Raw genomic sequence first — 16,650 nt, forward strand, 5'->3', positions numbered from 1 at the left:
ACCCGGTCGTTAAGTCTCTTTGCGCTGATGGTACTGCCCTGTGGTGGGGTGGGAGAGTAGGTCGCTGCCACGGTTTTTCTTGAGGGGGGAGGGGTTGCCTTGCGGGGCGGCTTCTCCCCTCTTTTTTTGTTGTGGGGGTGGTGGGGTTGTCTTGTCGGGCGGCTCTGTCTCCTCTTTTTTTGTGTGGGTGTTTGTGCGTTTGTGAACGCGGGGGGCGGGGCGTGGTGTGTTCTGCGGACGACCCGCGTTCCACCCCTGGGGCGCATGACCGTCCCGCTCACGCAGGCCACTGTCCGTTTCTGTTCTCGCCGGTGGGACAATTCCCGAATGACGAAGACAATCCCCGCCGAGCTCCTGGCCGCCGCGGAGGCCGCGAAGGGCTTCATGCCCACGGACGAGGGCACCGCCCTCTTCGAGGCCGCTGTCGACTACGCCCAGGTCGGACCGATCGTGGAGATCGGTACCTACTGCGGCAAGTCCACGATCTTCCTCGGCGCGGCCGCCCGCGCCACGGGCGCCAAGGTCCTCACGATCGACCACCACCGGGGCTCGGAGGAGCACCAGGAGGGCTGGGAGTACCACGACGCGTCCCTGGTGGACGAGGCGACGGGCAGGTTCGACACCCTTCCGCACTTCCGGCGCACGATCACCGAAGCGGGCCTGGCCGATGAGATCATCGCGCTCGTCGGCCGGTCCGCCGATGTCGCCGCTGTCTGGGGCACCCCGCTCGGCATGGTCTTCATCGACGGCGGTCACAGCGAGGAGGCCGCCCAGAACGACTACTCTGGCTGGAGCCCCCACATCGCCTCCGGCGGAGCCCTCGTCATCCACGACGTGTTCCCCAACCCCGAGGACGGCGGCCGACCGCCCTACAACATCTACCGGAAGGCACTCGACTCGGGGGAGTTCAAGGAGACGCGTGTGGTGGGATCCCTGCGCGTGCTCGAACGAACCGGGGGAAGGTGAGCGGGCTAACAGTCTTTCCGATGCACAGCTGCCAAGGGCAACCCTTGGGTAAGAAGTGACAGTACGCTTACCTGCTCGGACTTGACATGGTTACGGGCGGGTATCGTGGCTTGGAGGGCTGAGCGATGGCGGCGTTATTCCCCGAATTACCGCTTCGGTCCTGACTCGAACTGAACGATCCGGGGCACCTGCGCGTCAAACATGAGGACGGCACGGTGCCGGACGTGATTTGCCATGGGGGCGGGGAACTGAGCGAGAGCACACACGGCGAAAGCGGGGCGGATGGACAGCGTCCCGGGAAGGACACGCCGGACACCAGGAACACCTCTGCCGAAGAGCTGTCCGACAAGCACACTCCCGAGGGTGGAATACCCACCACCGAGGGAAACCAATCCACTCATGACGCTCCTGGAGGAGAAGAAGGCGTAGGAGAACAGCCTGAACCGGAGTTCATCAGCCCGGTCACCTTCAAGACCAGCGGTACCTTCCTTCGCGACAAGGTCGCCCGCAACCTCGCGGAACAGGGCTTCGGTCCCGATGACACGAGCGGCGACGCCGCGGAGGAGACCTCCGGCGTTCCCGCTGACACGTACGGCACCGATGCCACTGACGCCTCCCCGGAAGCCGGCTCCCCCGCCTCAGCCGGCAGTACGGGCACGGAGGAGCCGGACACGTCCCAGGACGGCGTCCGCGGGCACGGTCAGCCCCCCCCGGCCGACCGGTCCTCCGCAGTCGGCGACACGTCCGTCGACCAGGACGGTACGGCCGGTACCGGCGAGCCCCCAACGCCGGCGCCCGACCAGACCGAGCCCATCTCGCTCGACTCCGTCCGAGCCGCCGCCTCGGCCGCGGAGGCACCCGGCGACGCCTCCGAGAACGCCGGTACCGCGGAGGACGGGACGGACCTCTGGAGCCCGCGCGGGCAGGAGGACACGGGAGCCCCCAAGAGCCCCGTGGCCGGAACCGTGACCGACGTCCAGGACTTCGAGGACGGGTCCACCGGGCGCGATGAGTCCGCCGCGTCCGCTGTGCCCGCCGCGCCGGATGCCGTCGCCCCGGACCGCGACGGAGAGCAGAGGATCGACGAGTCCTCCGCGGCCGAGACCGCGTCCCTGTGGCCTGAGCCGCGCCGCCTCTCGTCCTACATGTCCGAGTCGCCCTCCGACGCACAGGGTGATCGGGGCGCCGCCCCCGGTTCCACGGCGGCCGGTGCCGCAGGAGCGGCCGCGGCTGGCGCCTACTCCGGGGCACACGGCGACCCCACCGGCTCCAGTAACTCCGGCGGCCCCAGTGGTCCCACCGGCCCCGGCGGCCCCAAGGGACCGGCCGGTCCCGGCGGCACCGGTCCCGGCGGGCCCAAGGGGCCGGGCGACCCCAAGGCGCGGGACGGAAAGAAGAAGGGTGCGGGCCAGAAGGCGAAGAAGCCCCTCTGGTGGAGGATCCTCCGGGTCTTCCTCATCGTCACCGGCGTGTTCTTCATCGCCGGGTGCGGTGTCTTCGCCTTCTTCTACACCACCGTCGAGGTCCCGGACGCGGCCAAGGCCGACGTCCTGGAGGAGGGTTCGACCTTCTACTTCGCCGACGGCGAGACCGAGTTCGCCTACCGGGGCACCCACCGGGAGATCCTGTCCTACGACGAGATGACCGCGGGTGGTGAACACGTCGTCGAGGCGGTCATCTCCGCGGAGGACCGCGGCTTCTGGACCGAGCCCGGCGTGTCCGTGAGCGGTACCGCACGCGGGGTCTGGTCCACCGTCACCGGACAGCAGGTCCAGGGCGGCTCCACCATCACCCAGCAGATGGTCCGCAACTACTACGAGGGCATCACCCGGGACGTGTCCATCACCCGCAAGGTGCGGGAGATCATCATCGCCCTCAAGGTCGACCGGGGCGAGACGAAGGAGTGGGTGATGGAGCAGTACCTCAACACCATCTACTTCGGTCGCAACGCCTACGGAGTCCAGGCCGCCTCGCAGGCGTACTACCACAAGGACGTCCAGGAGCTGGAGCCCGCCGAGGCCGCCTTCCTGGCCGCCGCCATCCAGCAGCCCACCCCCTTCGGTGAGGCCGACGTGGAGACCACTCCCGGAATGGAGCGGCGCTGGGAGTACGTCGTCGAGGGCATGGTCACCACGGGAGCCATCACCCAGGCCGAGGCCGACGAGATGGAGTTCCCGGCGCCCGAGCCCGAACGGCCCACTGAGGGCACGGACCTGAGCGGTTACAAGGGCTACATGCTCCAGGAGGCCATGAACGAGCTGGAGCGGCTCGGCTTCACCGAGGACCAGATCAACCGCCAGGGCTACAGGATCGTCACCACGTTCGACCAGGGCATGATGGACGCCGCCTACGCGGCGGTGGAGGAGATGGTCCCGCCGGAGAACCGGCCCGAGGGCGTCAACGTCGGCCTGACCACCATCGACCCGGAGACGGGCGAGGTCCTGGCCTTCTACGGCGGCCACGACTACTGGGAGAACCAGTACGACAGCTCCTTCCTCGGCGCGGCGCAGACCGGTTCGGCCTTCAAGCCCTATGTGCTCGCCACCGCCCTGGAACAGGGTTACAGCCTCAACTCCACCGTGGACGGGCGCGGTCCGCGCACCATCGCGGGCTCGCGCATCCAGAACGCGGGCAACTCGCCGGGCGGCGTCATGACGCTCACCCAGGCCACCCAGGTCTCCAACAACCTCGGCTTCATCGAGCTGGCCCAGGAGGTCGGTTTCGAGAGCGTCCGCGACACCGTCTACGCCGCGGGGTGGCCCGAGGGGAGCGTCCCCGACAGCCAGCTGGTGCCGGTCATGCCGCTGGGCGCCTCCAGCGCCCGCACGGTCGACCAGGCCAGCGGGTACGCCACCTTCGCCAACGGCGGCGTGCACGTCGAGGCGCACGTGGTCAGGGAGATCGTCGACTCCGAGGGCGAGAACGTGCGCCCGGAGGTGGAGAGCAACAGGGCTCTGGAGGAGGAGACCGCGGCAGACGTCACCCACGCCCTCCAGCAGGTGGTCAACGGCGGTACCGGTACCGCGGCGCGGCTGCCGAACCACCCCACCGCGGGCAAGACCGGTACCACCGACGGCAGTGTCGCCGCATGGTTCGTCGGTTACACCCCGCAGCTGTCCACGGCGGTGGGGATCTACAGCGGCAACAACGAGAGCTTCAGCATCCCGGGATACGGCAGTCTCTCGGGCGGTACGCTCCCCGCGTCGCTGTGGAACCGGTACATGAGCAACGCGATGGAGGGTTACGAGCCCGGCTCGTTCCCGAACCCGGCCTTCAGCGGCACCGCCGAGAACTGGGCCCCGGACGTGTCCACCGAGCAGCCCGAGCAGCCGCAGCAGCCGGAGGCTCCCGTGGAGCCGGAGACGCCCACCGAGCCGGAGGCGCCGACCACGCCGGAGGTGCCCACCACGCCGGAGACGCCCACCACGCCGGAGTGGCCGGAGTTCCCCGGCCCCGGGACCGAGCCGGGTACCGGTGAGGGCGGCGGTGGAGAGGAGGGCGGCGGCGGTGACGGCGGCGAGAGCCCGCCGGCCAGACGCGACGACCTCTGGTGACGGCCGGGTCCGGTGGTGACCGGAGCCGGTGAGAACGGGGAGGGCCCGGCGGTGCGCACCGCCGGGCCCTCCCCGTTGTGTCGGGTCTCCCGTGTTCCGTCGCGGCCTAGCCGACGGGGTCCCCGTCCCAGGTGTGCAGGAAGACCCGTGAGCCCGGCGTGGTCCCGGTGAGCGCGTCCACCGCCAGGATCACGGCGGCCGACGTCCACGTGCTGCGTTCCACCGGCCAGCGCACCTGCTCGGCGAACTGGTAGCCCGTCCAGTACACGCCGTCGTCGGCGTCGCGCAGGTGCTGCACGTCCCGTAGGAGGCGCACACCCGCGTCCACGTCGCCGACGGCGGCCAGGGCAAGCACCAGCTCGGAGGACTCCGCCGCGGTCACCCACGGCTGGTCGCTCACGCAGCGCACGCCCAGCCCGGGCACCACGAAGCGGTCCCAGCGCGCGGCGATCCGCTCCTTGGCGGCGGTGCCGCGCACGGCGCCGCCCAGGACGGGGTAGAACCAGTCCATCGAGAAGCGGCCGCGGTCCGCGAACAGGTCCTCGTGCTCGTTGATGAGCACCGCGAGACGGTCGGCGGCGGCCGTCCACGCGGGACGGGAGCGGCCCAGGCGCGCGGCCAGGGCGGCGCCGCAGCGCAGCGCGTGGTGCACGCTCGCGCACACCGTCAGCAGCGCGTGGTCGCCGGGGGCGCCGTTCTCCGAGCGGGCCCACAGGATCTCCCCGTGCTCGCCGCGCAGCGCCAGGACGAACTCCAGGCCCTCCTCGACCACCGGCCACATCCGCTCGGCGAACGCGGTGTCCCCGGTGGCGAGCAGGTGGTGGAGCAGGCCCACCGCCGGGTAGGCGGCGTGGTTGGCCTCGCGCAGCCGCGTCACCGGGACGCCCTGGCGGAACTTGGCGGGCCACCCGCCCTCGGGCGCGCGGCTGTCGGCCAGCCACAGGTAGGCGCGCCGGGCCGCCTCGGCGTGTCCGGGCGAGCCGAGGCCGGTCACGGTCAGGGCCATGGCGCACTCCACGTGGTCCCACACGTCGGTGTGCCCGCCGGGGAACCACGGGATGGCCCCGCTGTCCTCCTGGCAGCGCACGAGGTAGGAGGCCGAGCGGTGCAGCTGTTCGGCGTCGAGCACGCCGGGCAGGCTCAGGGCGGCGGCGCGCGGCGGCGTTCCGGCCGTGGGCGTGGGGGCGACGGACATCAGGCGGCGTGCGGTTTGCGCACGTACACGACCACGCTCTTGCCGATGACCGGGTTGAGCAGGCGCTCGGCCACGCGGGTCACCGCGGGTGCCTTGAGCATGTCCCACACCAGCATGTCGTGGTAGGCCTTGGCGAGCGGGTGGTCGTTCCGGTCGGTGCCCACCGCGCACTTGATCCACCAGTAGGGCGCGTGCAGGGCGTGCGCGTGGTGGTGCGGGCCGATCTCGAAGCCGGTGGCCTTGAGCTTGGCCTCCAGTTCGGCGCGCGTGTAGATGCGGATGTGCCCGCCCTCGTTGGTGTGGTACTCCTCCGACAGGGCCCAGCACAGGCGCTCGGGAAGGAAGCTCGGCACGGTCACCGCGGCGATGCCGCCGGGCCGCAGCACCCGGAACAGCTCCGCCATCGCGGCGGTGTCGTGCGGGACGTGCTCGAAGATCTCGGCCGCGACCACCCGGTCGAAGCTGGCGTCGTCGAAGGGCATGTCCAGGGCGTCGCCCTTGACGGTCTCGGCCCTGGCCTCCTCGGGAGCCTCGCCCTCGTGGCGCATCGCGGCGAACATGGTCTCGACCTCGGCGAGGTCGGCGACGTTCTGGTCGAAGGCCACGATGTCGGCGCCGCGTCGGTAGACCTCGAAGGCGTGGCGGCCGCCGCCGCAGCCCAGGTCGAGCACGCGGTCGCCCGGGCCGACGGGGAACAGGTTGAAGTCGACGGTGATCAGTGGAGGCTCCCTGGGGATCTGGCTCGGGGATCTGGGCTTTCGGCCCCGCGGCCGCGGGGCGGTGGGTCGTCGCGCGGCCCGCCGGGGTGCCGTGCGGCCCCGGTGTGTCAGGCGCCGTTCGCGCGGGCCCGCTCGGGTGCGGGCTCAGCGGGTGCGGGGCGCGCGTCTCCGTCGGCGGGGCGGTTGCCGCCGTCGGCGGGGCGGTCCCCCCTCACGGCGTCGATGGTGGAGGCGTAGCGGCGCGCGGTCAGCTCGGCGACGGCCCTCCAGGTGAAGCGCTCCTGGACCCGCCGCCAGGCGGCGGCGCCCATGCGCTCGCGTTCGACGTCGTCGTCGAGCAGGGCGGCGAGCGCGTCGGCGAGCACCTCGGGGTCGCCCGGGGGCACCAGGCGCCCGGCGTCCCCGTCGGTGCCCACGACCTCGGGCAGGGCCCCGGCGTGGCTGGCCACCAGTGGCGTGGCGCAGGCCATGGCCTCCACCGCGGGCAGGGAGAACCCCTCGTAGAAGGACGGGACGACCGCGACCTGCGCGCTGGCGACGAGTTCGGCCAGGGCGGTGTCGTCGATGCCGCTGACGAACTCGACGCGGTCGCGCAGGCTCAGCTCGTCCACCAGCCGGTCGGTGGGGCCGCCGGGCTTGGGCCTGCTGACGACGGTCAGGGTGATGTCGCGTTCGGTGGCGAGCTTGGCCGCGGCGCGCAGCAGGACCGCCACGCCCTTGAGGGGGCTGTCGGCGCTGGCGGTGCACACGATGCGTCCCGGTACGCGCTCCAGCTCGGGGCGCGGGTGGAAGTGGCGGGTGTCCACACCCAGCGGGGTGACCTCCATGGCGGCGGGGGCGACGCCGAACTCGCGGGCGATGTCGTCGGCGGAGGACTGGGAGGGCACCAGGATCGGGTCGAGCCTGCGGGCGACCCTGGCCTGCATGCCCACGAACCCGTACCAGCGGCGCTTGGTGAGTTTCTGTAGCCCCCGGGCCTCGGCCAGTTCGATCCTGCGGTCCACGCTGATGGGGTGGTGGATGGTGGTGACCAGCGGCAGCCCGGCGGACCTGATGCCGAGCAGTCCCCAGCCCAGCGTCTGGTTGTCGTGGACGACGTCGAAGTCGTCCAGGCGGCGGCGCAGTTCGCGGTTGGCGCGCAGGGAGAAGGTGAGGGGCTCGGGGAACCCGGCGGTCCACATGGTGGCGACCTCAAGGGCGTCGATCCAGTCGCGCCACTCGCGCACGGGCGGGGCCTTGAAGGGGTGGGCGTCGTTGTACAGGTCCAGGGAGGGGACCTTCTCCAGGGTCACGCCCTCGTCCAGGACGGGGTAGGGCTGGCCGGAGAGGACGGTGACCTCGTGGCCCAGGGCGGCCAGCTCACGCGACAGGTGGCGGACGTACACGCCCTGTCCGCCGACGTGCTGCTTGCTGCGGTAGGACAGCAGGGCGACGCGCAGGGGGCGCTCGGCACGGGGCCGTGGGCTCGGTGTGGTGCCCGACTGGGTCAAGAGTCCACCTCTTCGTTGGGTCGCGGGCCCGGTCGCCGTGGGCGCGGATGCCGTCGGCCGGTGACAGGCGCGCGCGTGCCTATGTTACTCGGCAGTTGTGTTCGGGTCGGCGTCGGGCCGGTTGGTAAGGGATCCTATGTCGGACGTCCCGCGGTGGCGCTCCAGCGGGGCACGTCGTCGCGTCCGGCGCGGCGGGCGAGGCCGCGTTCCTCCAGGAGCCGCAGGTGGGCGGCTGTCTCGGAGGCGGCCATGTGACGGGCCTGGACGCGCATGCGGTCCCAGGGGCGTTTCCAGGCGAGTCCGGAGGTGACCGCCCACAGCGTGGCGGGGCCGTCGTCGAGGAGGCGGACGATCTCGTCGAGCCGCTCCTCGTGGTGGGCCGTGATCTCCCGCGCACGTGCGGTGAGTCCGAGGAAGCGCGTCTCGTGCGAGGGCAGGCACTCCAGGCGGTCGGCTCCGGGGAGGCGGCCGACGTCGCGCTGGGAGGCGAGGAAGGACCCCAGCGGGTCTCCGTCCTCGGACAGCAGGGGGAACTGGCCCACGTGCGGGGTGATGCGGGGCAGGACGTGGTCCCCGGTGAAGAGCCTGCCGCCGTCGGCCAGGTGCAGGCACAGGTGGCCGGGGGTGTGCCCGGGGGTCCACACGGCGCGCAGGTCGCGGCCGGGCAGGTCGACCGCCTCGCCGTCGGACAGGGCCAGGTCGGGGAGCGCGGGGGCGCTGACCAGGTCGCGGTCCTCCCGCAGGGCCCGCACGTCCTCCTCGGGGAAGCCGGAGCGGCGCAGTTGGTCGGCGATCCCGGCCAGCCGGGTCCGCGGGGGGACGGCGCGCAGGCGCTCGATGACGGCGATGTCGGCCGGGTGCATGGCGATCCAGGCGTCGGAGGCCGCGCGCAGGCGGCCGGCCAGGCCCGAGTGGTCGGGGTGGAAGTGGGTGAGGACGGCGCCGCGGACCTGTTCCACGGTGTGCCCGGTCCGCTCGATGCCGCGGACGAGCGCGTCCCAGGCCTGGTCGTGGTCCCAGCCGGTGTCGACGAGGACGGGGCCGCCGTGGCCGGTGAGGACGTAGACGTAGGTGAAGCCGAGGGGGTTGCCGGGGATGGGCACCGGCAGGCTCCAGACTCCGTCGCCGAGGTCCTCTACGGGGGGTGTGTCGCGCATACGGTGGGCGACCTCTCACTAGAAACCGAATCCGGTTCGATTCTAGGGCGCGGACGGCTCCCGGTCGCGGGCGGGGCGGTGTGGGGAGGGGCGGGCGTCCGGGCTGCGGTGCGGGGCGGGTGGCGGTGCGGAGCGCGCGGAGGGAGGCGGGCGTCCGGGCGGCCGGGGGAGGGGCCGTGTTCATGCGCAGTACACAAATGAGAACAAATTCTACAAAGCCTGTCAGGTGATCCGAAAACCCCGGTCCCCTTTTCGTATTGCTACTGCTACGTCGGGCGATGAGGTGAGGATCATGGGCTTGGAGGGCCACCTCGGGGGGCATCCTTTAGATAACGTGTTCTCGTAACAGCCGCCGCCTCTGGGTGGGCGTCGGCGACGGGCATCAGCGCCGCGGCGAGCGGGCAGCGCGCGGGCTGACGACGAAGGGAAGACCCTGTGGCGGTGCAGGCGGCGAGCGGAACGATGTCACGAAGTCAGACCCAGCGCCGCAAGCGCATCGTGCAGACGGCGGCCGCGCTGGCCGTGCGCGGTGGTGTCGAGGCCATGCAGATGCGTTCGGTGGCCGAGCGCGCGGGGGTCGCCCTGGGTACGCTCTACCGGTACTTCCCCTCGAAGATGGACCTGGTCGTGGCCGTGGTCACCGAGGAGCTGGACCTGCTGGAGGGCGGTATCGTCCGCCGCCCGCCCACCGCCGACACCCCCGCCGAACGCGCGGTCGACGTCCTGCTGAGGGCCACGCGCGGACTGATGCGCGAGCCCGAGCTGGCAGACGCGCTGGTGCGCTCGCTCATCATGGCCGAGGTCAAGATCGAGCTCGACGTGCGCATCTCCGATCTGGTGTGGCGGGTGGCCACCGGCAACCTGGAGGGCGCCGGTGATGAGGACGGCGCCGAGGTGGACCGCGACAGCACCGGCTACGTCCTGGTGGGCGCGCTGACCAGCGTGTGGATCTTCGAGCTGGTGGAGGTCCTCAAGGGCCGCCGCGACGTGGACGAGGTGGAGCGGCGGCTCCAGGCCGCGGCCGAGCGCCTGCTCGCCCCCTTCTGATCCGCTTCCTCCCCCCGTCCCGACGGGGACCGGCGTCAGCCACCGCCGAAGAACAGCCCCAACAGCCCGTCGAGCAGACCTCTGTCGCCCCCGTCCCCGCCCTCCTCGGGCGGGTCGCCGGGGGCGTCGTCGTCTCCGGAGTCGCCCCCCTCAGGCTCGTCCGCACCGCTGTCGGACTCCCCGTTCCCGGGCGGCGGACTCGCCTCCCCGGTGGGCGGTGCGGGCGTGGTCCGCTCCGGATCCGGGGCGGGGGCCTCGTACCCGCTGCCGCCGCCGTCCTCCTGCCGCGGCTCCGTGGCGGTCTCCGGTTCGCTCCGCTCCGTCGACGTGGCCGGGGGCTCCGCGGTCGGTCCGACCTCCGGTTTGGTGTCCGCGTCGGTCGCGTCGGTCTCCACCCCCGGGACCAGCGGGCCGCGCTCGGCCTCGTCGGGTCCGGCGCCGATCATCGTCGAGGGGGCGCCCACGGCGCTGGCCCACGCCCACAGCGCGACCGCCAGCACCGCCGTGGCCAGTCCGGAGACGGCGGGCAGCGGCCAGCGGCGGCGGGCGGAACGCTCCCTGCCGTCGGGATCGTCAGCGGAGTCGGGTTCGGTGGCGGTACCGGCACGGGATCCGGGACCGCCCCCGGGTCCGGCCAGCGGGGTGACCGCCTCCTCGCGCACCGGGTGGTCGCGCGTGGTCAACCGGTCGCCGGGAAGGGCGCGGGGCGGCGCCTCGGGGCCGGGCTCGGCCGCCTCGGCCTCCTCCTCGACCGTCCCCGCTGCGCGGGAGCGGTGCGCCGGATACCCCTCGCCGGTGAGGGGGTGCATCTGCGCGGCGACGCGCTCGCGGACGGCGCCGAGGCCGGGATCCGTGCAGGTGCGCACCACCGCATCGCGCAGGCCGGGCGGCGGGCCGGGCGGGCGCAGCAGGGCCAGCGCCTGGGAGACGTCGTGCACCTGGGCGCGCCAGGCGGCGCTGCCCGGGCCGCCGGTGTCCTCGGCTCCGTCCGGTGCTCCCGCCTCCCGGGGGGCCCGGGAGGCGGGAGCGCGGTGTCCGTCCAGGTTCTCCGCGGCCCGGCGGATCGCCGAGCGGGTCAGCTCGCCGCAGATCTGGGGGTCCAGGCCCAGGACGCGCGCGACCGCGGAGGTGGGCAGCGCGTGCCGCAGGTTCAGCTCCACCAGTTCGCGGTGGCTGGCGGGCAGCCGGGCGAACATGCGGGCCGCCGGCTCCTCCGCGGGCACCGTGGCCAGCCGGGTGTAGGGGCTCACGTGGGCCAGGCCCCGGCGATGGCAGGCCGAGCGGACCAGGGCGTACAGCCAGGAGCCGAGGTCGGCCGGGTCCGCGCGCCGCGAGTCGAGGACGACACCGGCGACCAGGCCGTCGTGCACGGCCTCGGCCACCTGCCCGGTGTCCTCACCCAACAGCGACCAGGCGTACCGGTACAGGGACGGCGCGAAGGCGTCGTAGAGCGCCCCGACCGTCGACGGTTCGCCTGGTTCGCTACCTCTGGTCACTTTTCTAACCCCCCGTTTCCCGTGACGGTAGCGAGGGGAGCAGCGACGCGTGGGTGAATCGTCTACCTGTGTCGTGAAGGTAAGACTTCTGTAACCTCAGGGTCGGATGCGGGCCCAGACGGTCGCGGATCGGCTACTCTCCGCCGCGTGACGGCGACCCGATGGCGATCATCCGCTCGACGGAGCGGCGGGCGCGCGCGGAGGTGTCGGCGTCGACCGTGATCTCGGTCGTGCCGAACCGCAGCGCGTTGAGCAGCTTGTCGGCGTCGATCATCTTCATGTAGTGGCACTCGGCGCGCGAGTTGACCGCCTCGAACTCCGTGCTCGGGTTGGCGTTGCGCAGCTGGTGCAGCATGCCTGTCTCGGTCGCGATGAGGACCTTCTTGGCGCTGGTGTTCTCCGCGGCGGTGAGCATCCCGCCGGTGGAGAGGACCTTGACGCGCTCCTGCGGGACGGCGCCGCTGCCCACGAGGTAGAGGGCGGAGGTGGCGCAGCCGCACTCGGGGTGGACGTAGACCTCGGCGTCGGGCTCGGCGGCGACCCGCTCGCGCAGGGTGTGCCCGTCGATCCCGGCGTGCACGTGGCACTCGCCCATCCACACGTGGATGTTCTCGCGGCCGGTGACCCGCTTGACGTGGGCGCCCAGGAACTGGTCGGGCAGGAAGAGGATCTCGCGGTCCTCGGGGATGGAGCGGATGACGTCCGCGGCGTTGGAGGAGGTGCAGCAGATGTCGGTCTCGGCCTTGACCGCGGCGGTGGTGTTGACGTAGGCGACCACGACCGCGCCGGGGTGCTCGGCCTTCCAGGCGCGCACGTCCTCGGCGGTGATGGTGTCGGCCAGCGAGCACCCGGCGTTGGGGTCGGGCAGCAGGACGGTCTTCTCCGGCGCGAGGATCTTGGCGGTCTCGGCCATGAAGTGCACACCGCAGAAGACGATGGTGCTCGCGTCGACACCGGCGGCCAGGCGGGACAGCGCCAGGGAGTCGCCGGTGTGGTGGGCGACGTCCTGGATTTCCGGGCGCTGGTAGTTGTGCGCGAGGATGACAGCGTCGCGTTCCTTCGCCAGGCGGTGGACCTCAGCGGCCCATTCCTGCCTGGTCATGGTGTCCGCCGTGGCGGTGACCGGTGCCATGTCCAATTACTTCCTTGAGGCTGTGGGCAACGCCGTGCGGGCGCCGTGCCGGGGAGGGTCGGTGCGGATGGAGAACAGGTTTTTGTCTGTCAGGCACAAACCTGGTGAAGCTTAACATGACGGGTAACGGAAGGGACAGGGTGGACATCCCTCAGGAAAACGGACAGGTTGCGGCGTCCGTCTGCTCCGCGTCCGACCACACGGAGCTCTCGGTGCACGAGGCGCTCGCGGTCGTGCTCCAGATCCGTGCCGGAGAACTGTGCGTCCTGCTGTGGCGCAGGGCCCTGCCGCCCTGCGAGGGCGCCTGGGCGCTGCCCGGCGGCAGGCTCGGCCCGGGGGAGAACCTGGGCGCCTCCATCCGGCGCCAACTCGCCCAGAAGGTCGACGTGAGGGATCTGTCACACCTGGAGCAGCTGGAGACCCGCAGCGACCCCGACCGCGTCCCCCGACGCCGCACCCTGGCCACCGCCTACGTGGGGCTGGTCCCCGCCGACGTCGACCCGGTCGTGCCCGGCGACACCGGCTGGCACCCGGCCGCCGACCTGCCGCCCATGGCCTTCGACCACGCCTCCATCGTCCGCTCCGGGCGCCAGCGGCTGCGCGCCAAGCTCAGCTACACCAACGTCGGGTTCGCCCTCGCGCCGCCGGAGTTCACGATGTCGGAGCTGTCCGGCTACTACCGGGCCGCGCTGGGCCACGACGTGGCCGCCACCAACCTGCGCCGCGTCCTGCTGCGCCGCGGGCAGATCGAGGAGACCGGCCGCTCGGTGCCCTCGGGCCGCTCCGGGGGCAGGCCCGCCGCGCTCTTCCGGTTCCGCGACCGCAGCCTCCAGATCACCGACGCCTTCGCGGTGCTGCGCCCGCCCAGCTGAGGCTTCGCGGGCGGGCCGCGTCGCCGGGAGCGCGCGGTGCCCGAGCGGTGCGCGCCGCGGTCGAACCCGGGCCGCGGTCCTTTCCCCTGTTCGGGAACCGTCGTCGGCGGCTTGTACACTCCCTGACCGTGGCAATTCGTACTGCGGTGTTCGACGTCGGCGAGACACTCATCGACGAGACGCGGATCTTCGCGCGCTGGGCCGACCGCTTCGGCATCCCGCACATGGCCTTCTTCGGGACCATCGGTGGCGTGCTCGCCTCCGGCGGCACCCTCACCGACGGCTTCCGCCTGCTCGTGCCCGGGTTCGACCTCGCGGCCGAGAGCGCGCGCTGGCGCGCCGAGGACCCCGACGGGGAGCGTGAGCACTTCGGTGCGGGCGACCTCTACCCCGACGTGCGTCCCGCCTTCGCGGCCATGCGCGCGTCCGGGGTCTCCCTGGTCATCGCGGGCAACCAGCCGCCCGAGGCCGGACCCGCCCTGACCGCCATGGACCTGGGCGTCGACGGCATCGGCATCTCCGACGACTGGGGCGTCAAGAAGCCCGAGCCCGCGTTCTTCGACCGCGTCCTGTCCCTGGTCCGGGCCACCAGTCCCGGCGCGGACCCCGGCGAGATCGTCTACGTCGGCGACCGCGTCGACAACGACGTCCTCCCCGCCCGCGCCGCCGGGATGCGCACCGTCCTGCTGCGCCGGGGCATCTACGGCTACCGCCACGCCGCCGCCGAGGAGGCGGCCCGCGCCGACGCCGTCCTGGACGACCTGCACCAGCTCGCCGACTGGATCGGCCGTCAGGACTGAGGCGGCACACCGAGGGGCCGGGCCGTGGGGCCCGGCCCCTCGGTGTGCCCGAGCGACCTTCGGTCCCGGTACGGTCACGGCCTTCACCTCGCGGTTTGACCCGCGCGCGCGGGGGTAACGTGCGAACGGCCTGCCCCTCGCCACACCCCACCTTCCGGACCTCCCGGTTCCCCGAATGGAGACGACACCGCCGATGATCGCGTTCGAGGGCGCCGCCAAGCTCTACCCCGACGGCACGGTGGCCGTCGACCAGCTGGACCTCACCGTCGAGACCGGCCAGACCACGGTCTTCGTGGGTCCCTCCGGCAGCGGCAAGACCACGTCCTTGCGGATGATCAACCGCATGGTCGAACCGACCGGGGGCACCGTCCGCATCGACGGCGAGGACGTGCGCCAGCGCGACCCCGCCGCACTGCGCCGCTCCATCGGCTACGTCATCCAGCAGGCCGGGCTCTTCCCGCACCGCACCGTGCGCGACAACATCGCCACCGTGCCCCTGCTGCTCGGCTGGGGCCGGGCCAGGGCCAGGGCGCGTGCCGCGGAGCTCATGGAACTGGTCGGTCTGGAGCCCGCCCAGGCCAGGCGCTACCCCCACCAGCTCTCCGGCGGTCAGCAGCAGCGCGTCGGCGTCGCCCGCGCACTGGCCGCCGACCCGCCCATCCTGTTGATGGACGAACCCTTCAGCGCGGTGGACCCCGTCGTGCGAGCCAGCCTCCAGGACGAGCTCCTGCGCCTGCAGAAGGAGCTGCACAAGACCATCGTCTTCGTCACCCACGACATCGACGAGGCAGTCCGGCTCGGCGACCGCATCGCCGTCTTCCGCCCCGGCGGGAGGCTCGCCCAGTACGACACCCCCCAGAACCTGCTGGCCGCGCCCGAGGACGCCTTCGTGGAGTCCTTCATCGGCTACGACCGGGGCGTGCGGCGCCTGTCCTTCTTCCCCGCCGACAGGCTCTCCCCGCGCCAGGAGGCCGTCCTGGAGGACAGCGTCCGCGCGGGCGCCGCGACCGCCTCACTCGGAGGCGAGCCCTGGGCCCTGGTCGTCACCGGCGACCGCATGCCCCTGGGCTGGGTCAGCGCGCGGACGCTGGCCGACGAGCCCGCGGACACCGCCCTCGGCTCGCTCGAACTCGCACCCTACGGCCACACCTTCGCCGTCGGCACCGACTCCCTGCGCGCCGCCCTGGACGCGGCGGTGCTCTCGCCCGCGGGCCGCGCGGTCGGCGTCGACGCAGACGGACGGGTGGTCGGCGTGGTCTCGCAGGACGACCTCGGCGCCGCTCTGTGGTCGGTGACCGAGTGATCGCCGAGGCCGCCACCGGGGTCTGGGACGTCGGGGCCGCGGCCGGGGCCGACACCGGAGCCGTCGCCGGGGCGTGGGACTGGGTCGTGCGCGTCGTCGACTGGGGCGTCACGAACTGGAGCCACCCCGGCGACCCCGACCGGGGCGTCCTGCCCCGCCTGACCGAGCACATGCGGCTGTCCTACCTGTCCATCCTCATCGGACTGGCGGTCGCCCTGCCCCTGGGCCTGGCGTGCGCGCGCTGGAAGCCCCTGTACCCGCCGGTGCTGACCGGTGTGAACGTGCTCTACGCGGTGCCCTCCATCGCCCTGTTCTTCCTCATGCTGCCCTACACCGGGTTCAGCGACTGGACGGCCGTCGTGCCGCTGGCCCTGTACACCCTGGTGATCCTGCTGCCCAACGTCGTGGACGGGCTGCGCCAGGTACCCGACCACGTACGCCAGGCCGCCGTGGCCATGGGCTTCGGCCCGTTGCGGCGCCTGCTGTACGTGGAGATGCCGGTGGCCGTGCCGGTGGTCATCGCCGGGCTGCGGGTGGCCTCGGTGGCCACCATCAGCATGGTCAGCGTCGCCTCGCTGGTGGGTCTGGGCGGGCTCGGCCGGCTCATCCTCAGCGAGGGTTTCCGGCGCCAGTTCGACGCGCCCATCGTGGTCGGCATCGTGCTCACGGTGGCACTGGCGTTCGTCACCGACGCCGCGCTCGTGCTCGCCCAGCGCCTGCTCACCCCGTGGGCGCGCAGCGACGGCGCCGCACCGCGCCGCGGGCGCCGGGCGGTCGCGGCGGAGGCGGTCGCGGCGGATCCGGCGGTGGGCGCCGGGCCGGTTCCGGCCGCGGATCCGCTGGCCGGGGCCCCGGCGGCGGGCCGGTCGCAGGCGGGACCGAAGACCGGCACCGGTGACACGGCGGGGGAGAAGTAGCC

At 72.5% G+C, this 16,650-nt stretch carries 13 protein-coding genes; 7 read left to right on the forward strand and 6 right to left on the reverse strand.

Translation table 11 applies throughout. From position 1 onward, the window contains the following. Positions 1-327: 327 nt before the first annotated feature. Both HGB44_RS25795 and HGB44_RS25800 read left to right on the forward strand, forming a co-directional pair. Positions 328-966, forward strand: coding sequence for a class I SAM-dependent methyltransferase (locus HGB44_RS25795; RefSeq protein WP_061083561.1), 639 nt, complete (start codon positions 328-330; stop codon positions 964-966). A 215-nt stretch (positions 967-1,181) separates the two neighbouring features. Further along, positions 1,182-4,520: a transglycosylase domain-containing protein gene (locus tag HGB44_RS25800; protein ID WP_061083560.1), complete on the forward strand. Its 3,339-nt coding sequence runs from the start codon at positions 1,182-1,184 to the stop codon at positions 4,518-4,520. A 106-nt stretch (positions 4,521-4,626) separates the two neighbouring features. Here HGB44_RS25800 and HGB44_RS25805 read toward each other — a convergent pair whose 3' ends face one another. The 4 genes from HGB44_RS25805 to HGB44_RS25820 all read right to left on the reverse strand — a co-directional run bounded on the left by HGB44_RS25805 (position 4,627) and on the right by HGB44_RS25820 (position 9,081). Further along, positions 4,627-5,715, reverse strand: coding sequence for a glucosidase family protein (locus tag HGB44_RS25805; protein ID WP_061083559.1), 1,089 nt, complete (start codon positions 5,713-5,715; stop codon positions 4,627-4,629). After that, positions 5,715-6,434 carry a class I SAM-dependent methyltransferase gene (locus HGB44_RS25810; RefSeq protein ID WP_061083558.1) on the reverse strand — a complete coding sequence of 240 codons (720 nt, stop codon included), beginning with the start codon at positions 6,432-6,434 and terminating at the stop codon, positions 5,715-5,717. Before HGB44_RS25810 ends, HGB44_RS25805 begins: the two co-directional genes overlap by 1 nt. Before the next feature lie 107 nt (positions 6,435-6,541). Then, positions 6,542-7,924, reverse strand: coding sequence for a glycosyltransferase family 4 protein (locus tag HGB44_RS25815; RefSeq protein ID WP_061083557.1), 1,383 nt, complete (start codon positions 7,922-7,924; stop codon positions 6,542-6,544). A 134-nt stretch (positions 7,925-8,058) separates the two neighbouring features. After that, positions 8,059-9,081, reverse strand: coding sequence for an MBL fold metallo-hydrolase (locus tag HGB44_RS25820; RefSeq protein WP_061083556.1), 1,023 nt, complete (start codon positions 9,079-9,081; stop codon positions 8,059-8,061). A gap of 435 nt (positions 9,082-9,516) precedes the next feature. On the opposite strand from HGB44_RS25820, the gene HGB44_RS25825 reads away from it, so the two are divergent. Continuing rightward, complete coding sequence (locus HGB44_RS25825; RefSeq protein WP_061083555.1) at positions 9,517-10,128, forward strand: TetR family transcriptional regulator; 612 nt, start codon at positions 9,517-9,519, stop codon at positions 10,126-10,128. 35 nt (positions 10,129-10,163) lie between these two features. On the opposite strand, the gene HGB44_RS25830 is transcribed toward HGB44_RS25825, so the two are convergent. Continuing rightward, a complete protein-coding gene (locus HGB44_RS25830; RefSeq protein WP_061083554.1) occupies positions 10,164-11,624 on the reverse strand; it encodes an RNA polymerase sigma factor in 1,461 nt (486 codons plus the stop codon). 133 nt (positions 11,625-11,757) lie between these two features. Then, positions 11,758-12,756, reverse strand: a complete 999-nt coding sequence (nadA, locus tag HGB44_RS25835) for a quinolinate synthase NadA (RefSeq protein WP_061083553.1) — start codon at positions 12,754-12,756, stop codon at positions 11,758-11,760. Positions 12,757-12,896: 140 nt separating this feature from the next. Between nadA and HGB44_RS25840 the strand changes: the two genes are divergently transcribed. The 4 genes from HGB44_RS25840 to HGB44_RS25855 all read left to right on the forward strand — a co-directional run bounded on the left by HGB44_RS25840 (position 12,897) and on the right by HGB44_RS25855 (position 16,648). Next, a complete protein-coding gene (locus tag HGB44_RS25840; RefSeq protein WP_061083552.1) occupies positions 12,897-13,628 on the forward strand; it encodes an NUDIX hydrolase in 732 nt (243 codons plus the stop codon). Between the two features lie 128 nt (positions 13,629-13,756). After that, a complete protein-coding gene (locus HGB44_RS25845; protein ID WP_231972665.1) occupies positions 13,757-14,428 on the forward strand; it encodes an HAD family hydrolase in 672 nt (223 codons plus the stop codon). 193 nt (positions 14,429-14,621) lie between these two features. Continuing rightward, the gene (locus tag HGB44_RS25850; protein WP_061080587.1) at positions 14,622-15,731 is read left to right on the forward strand and encodes an ABC transporter ATP-binding protein; all 1,110 of its coding nucleotides are present in this window, start codon (positions 14,622-14,624) and stop codon (positions 15,729-15,731) included. Continuing rightward, positions 15,728-16,648, forward strand: coding sequence for an ABC transporter permease (locus HGB44_RS25855; RefSeq protein WP_061080588.1), 921 nt, complete (start codon positions 15,728-15,730; stop codon positions 16,646-16,648). Before HGB44_RS25850 ends, HGB44_RS25855 begins: the two co-directional genes overlap by 4 nt. Positions 16,649-16,650 lie beyond the last annotated feature (2 nt).

Source organism: Nocardiopsis alborubida (assembly GCF_012396365.1).
Lineage (GTDB): Bacteria > Actinomycetota > Actinomycetes > Streptosporangiales > Streptosporangiaceae > Nocardiopsis > Nocardiopsis alborubida.

Excerpts from the sequence above, each read along its gene's own strand:
- HGB44_RS25795 (WP_061083561.1), top strand. The coding sequence starts at position 328 with ATGACGAAGACAATCCCCGCCGAGCTCCTGGCCGCCGCGGAGGCCGCG.
- HGB44_RS25805 (WP_061083559.1), bottom strand. The coding sequence starts at position 5,715 with ATGTCCGTCGCCCCCACGCCCACGGCCGGAACGCCGCCGCGCGCCGCC.
- HGB44_RS25820 (WP_061083556.1), bottom strand. The coding sequence starts at position 9,081 with ATGCGCGACACACCCCCCGTAGAGGACCTCGGCGACGGAGTCTGGAGC.
- nadA (WP_061083553.1), bottom strand. The coding sequence starts at position 12,756 with ATGGCACCGGTCACCGCCACGGCGGACACCATGACCAGGCAGGAATGG.
- HGB44_RS25850 (WP_061080587.1), top strand. The coding sequence starts at position 14,622 with ATGATCGCGTTCGAGGGCGCCGCCAAGCTCTACCCCGACGGCACGGTG.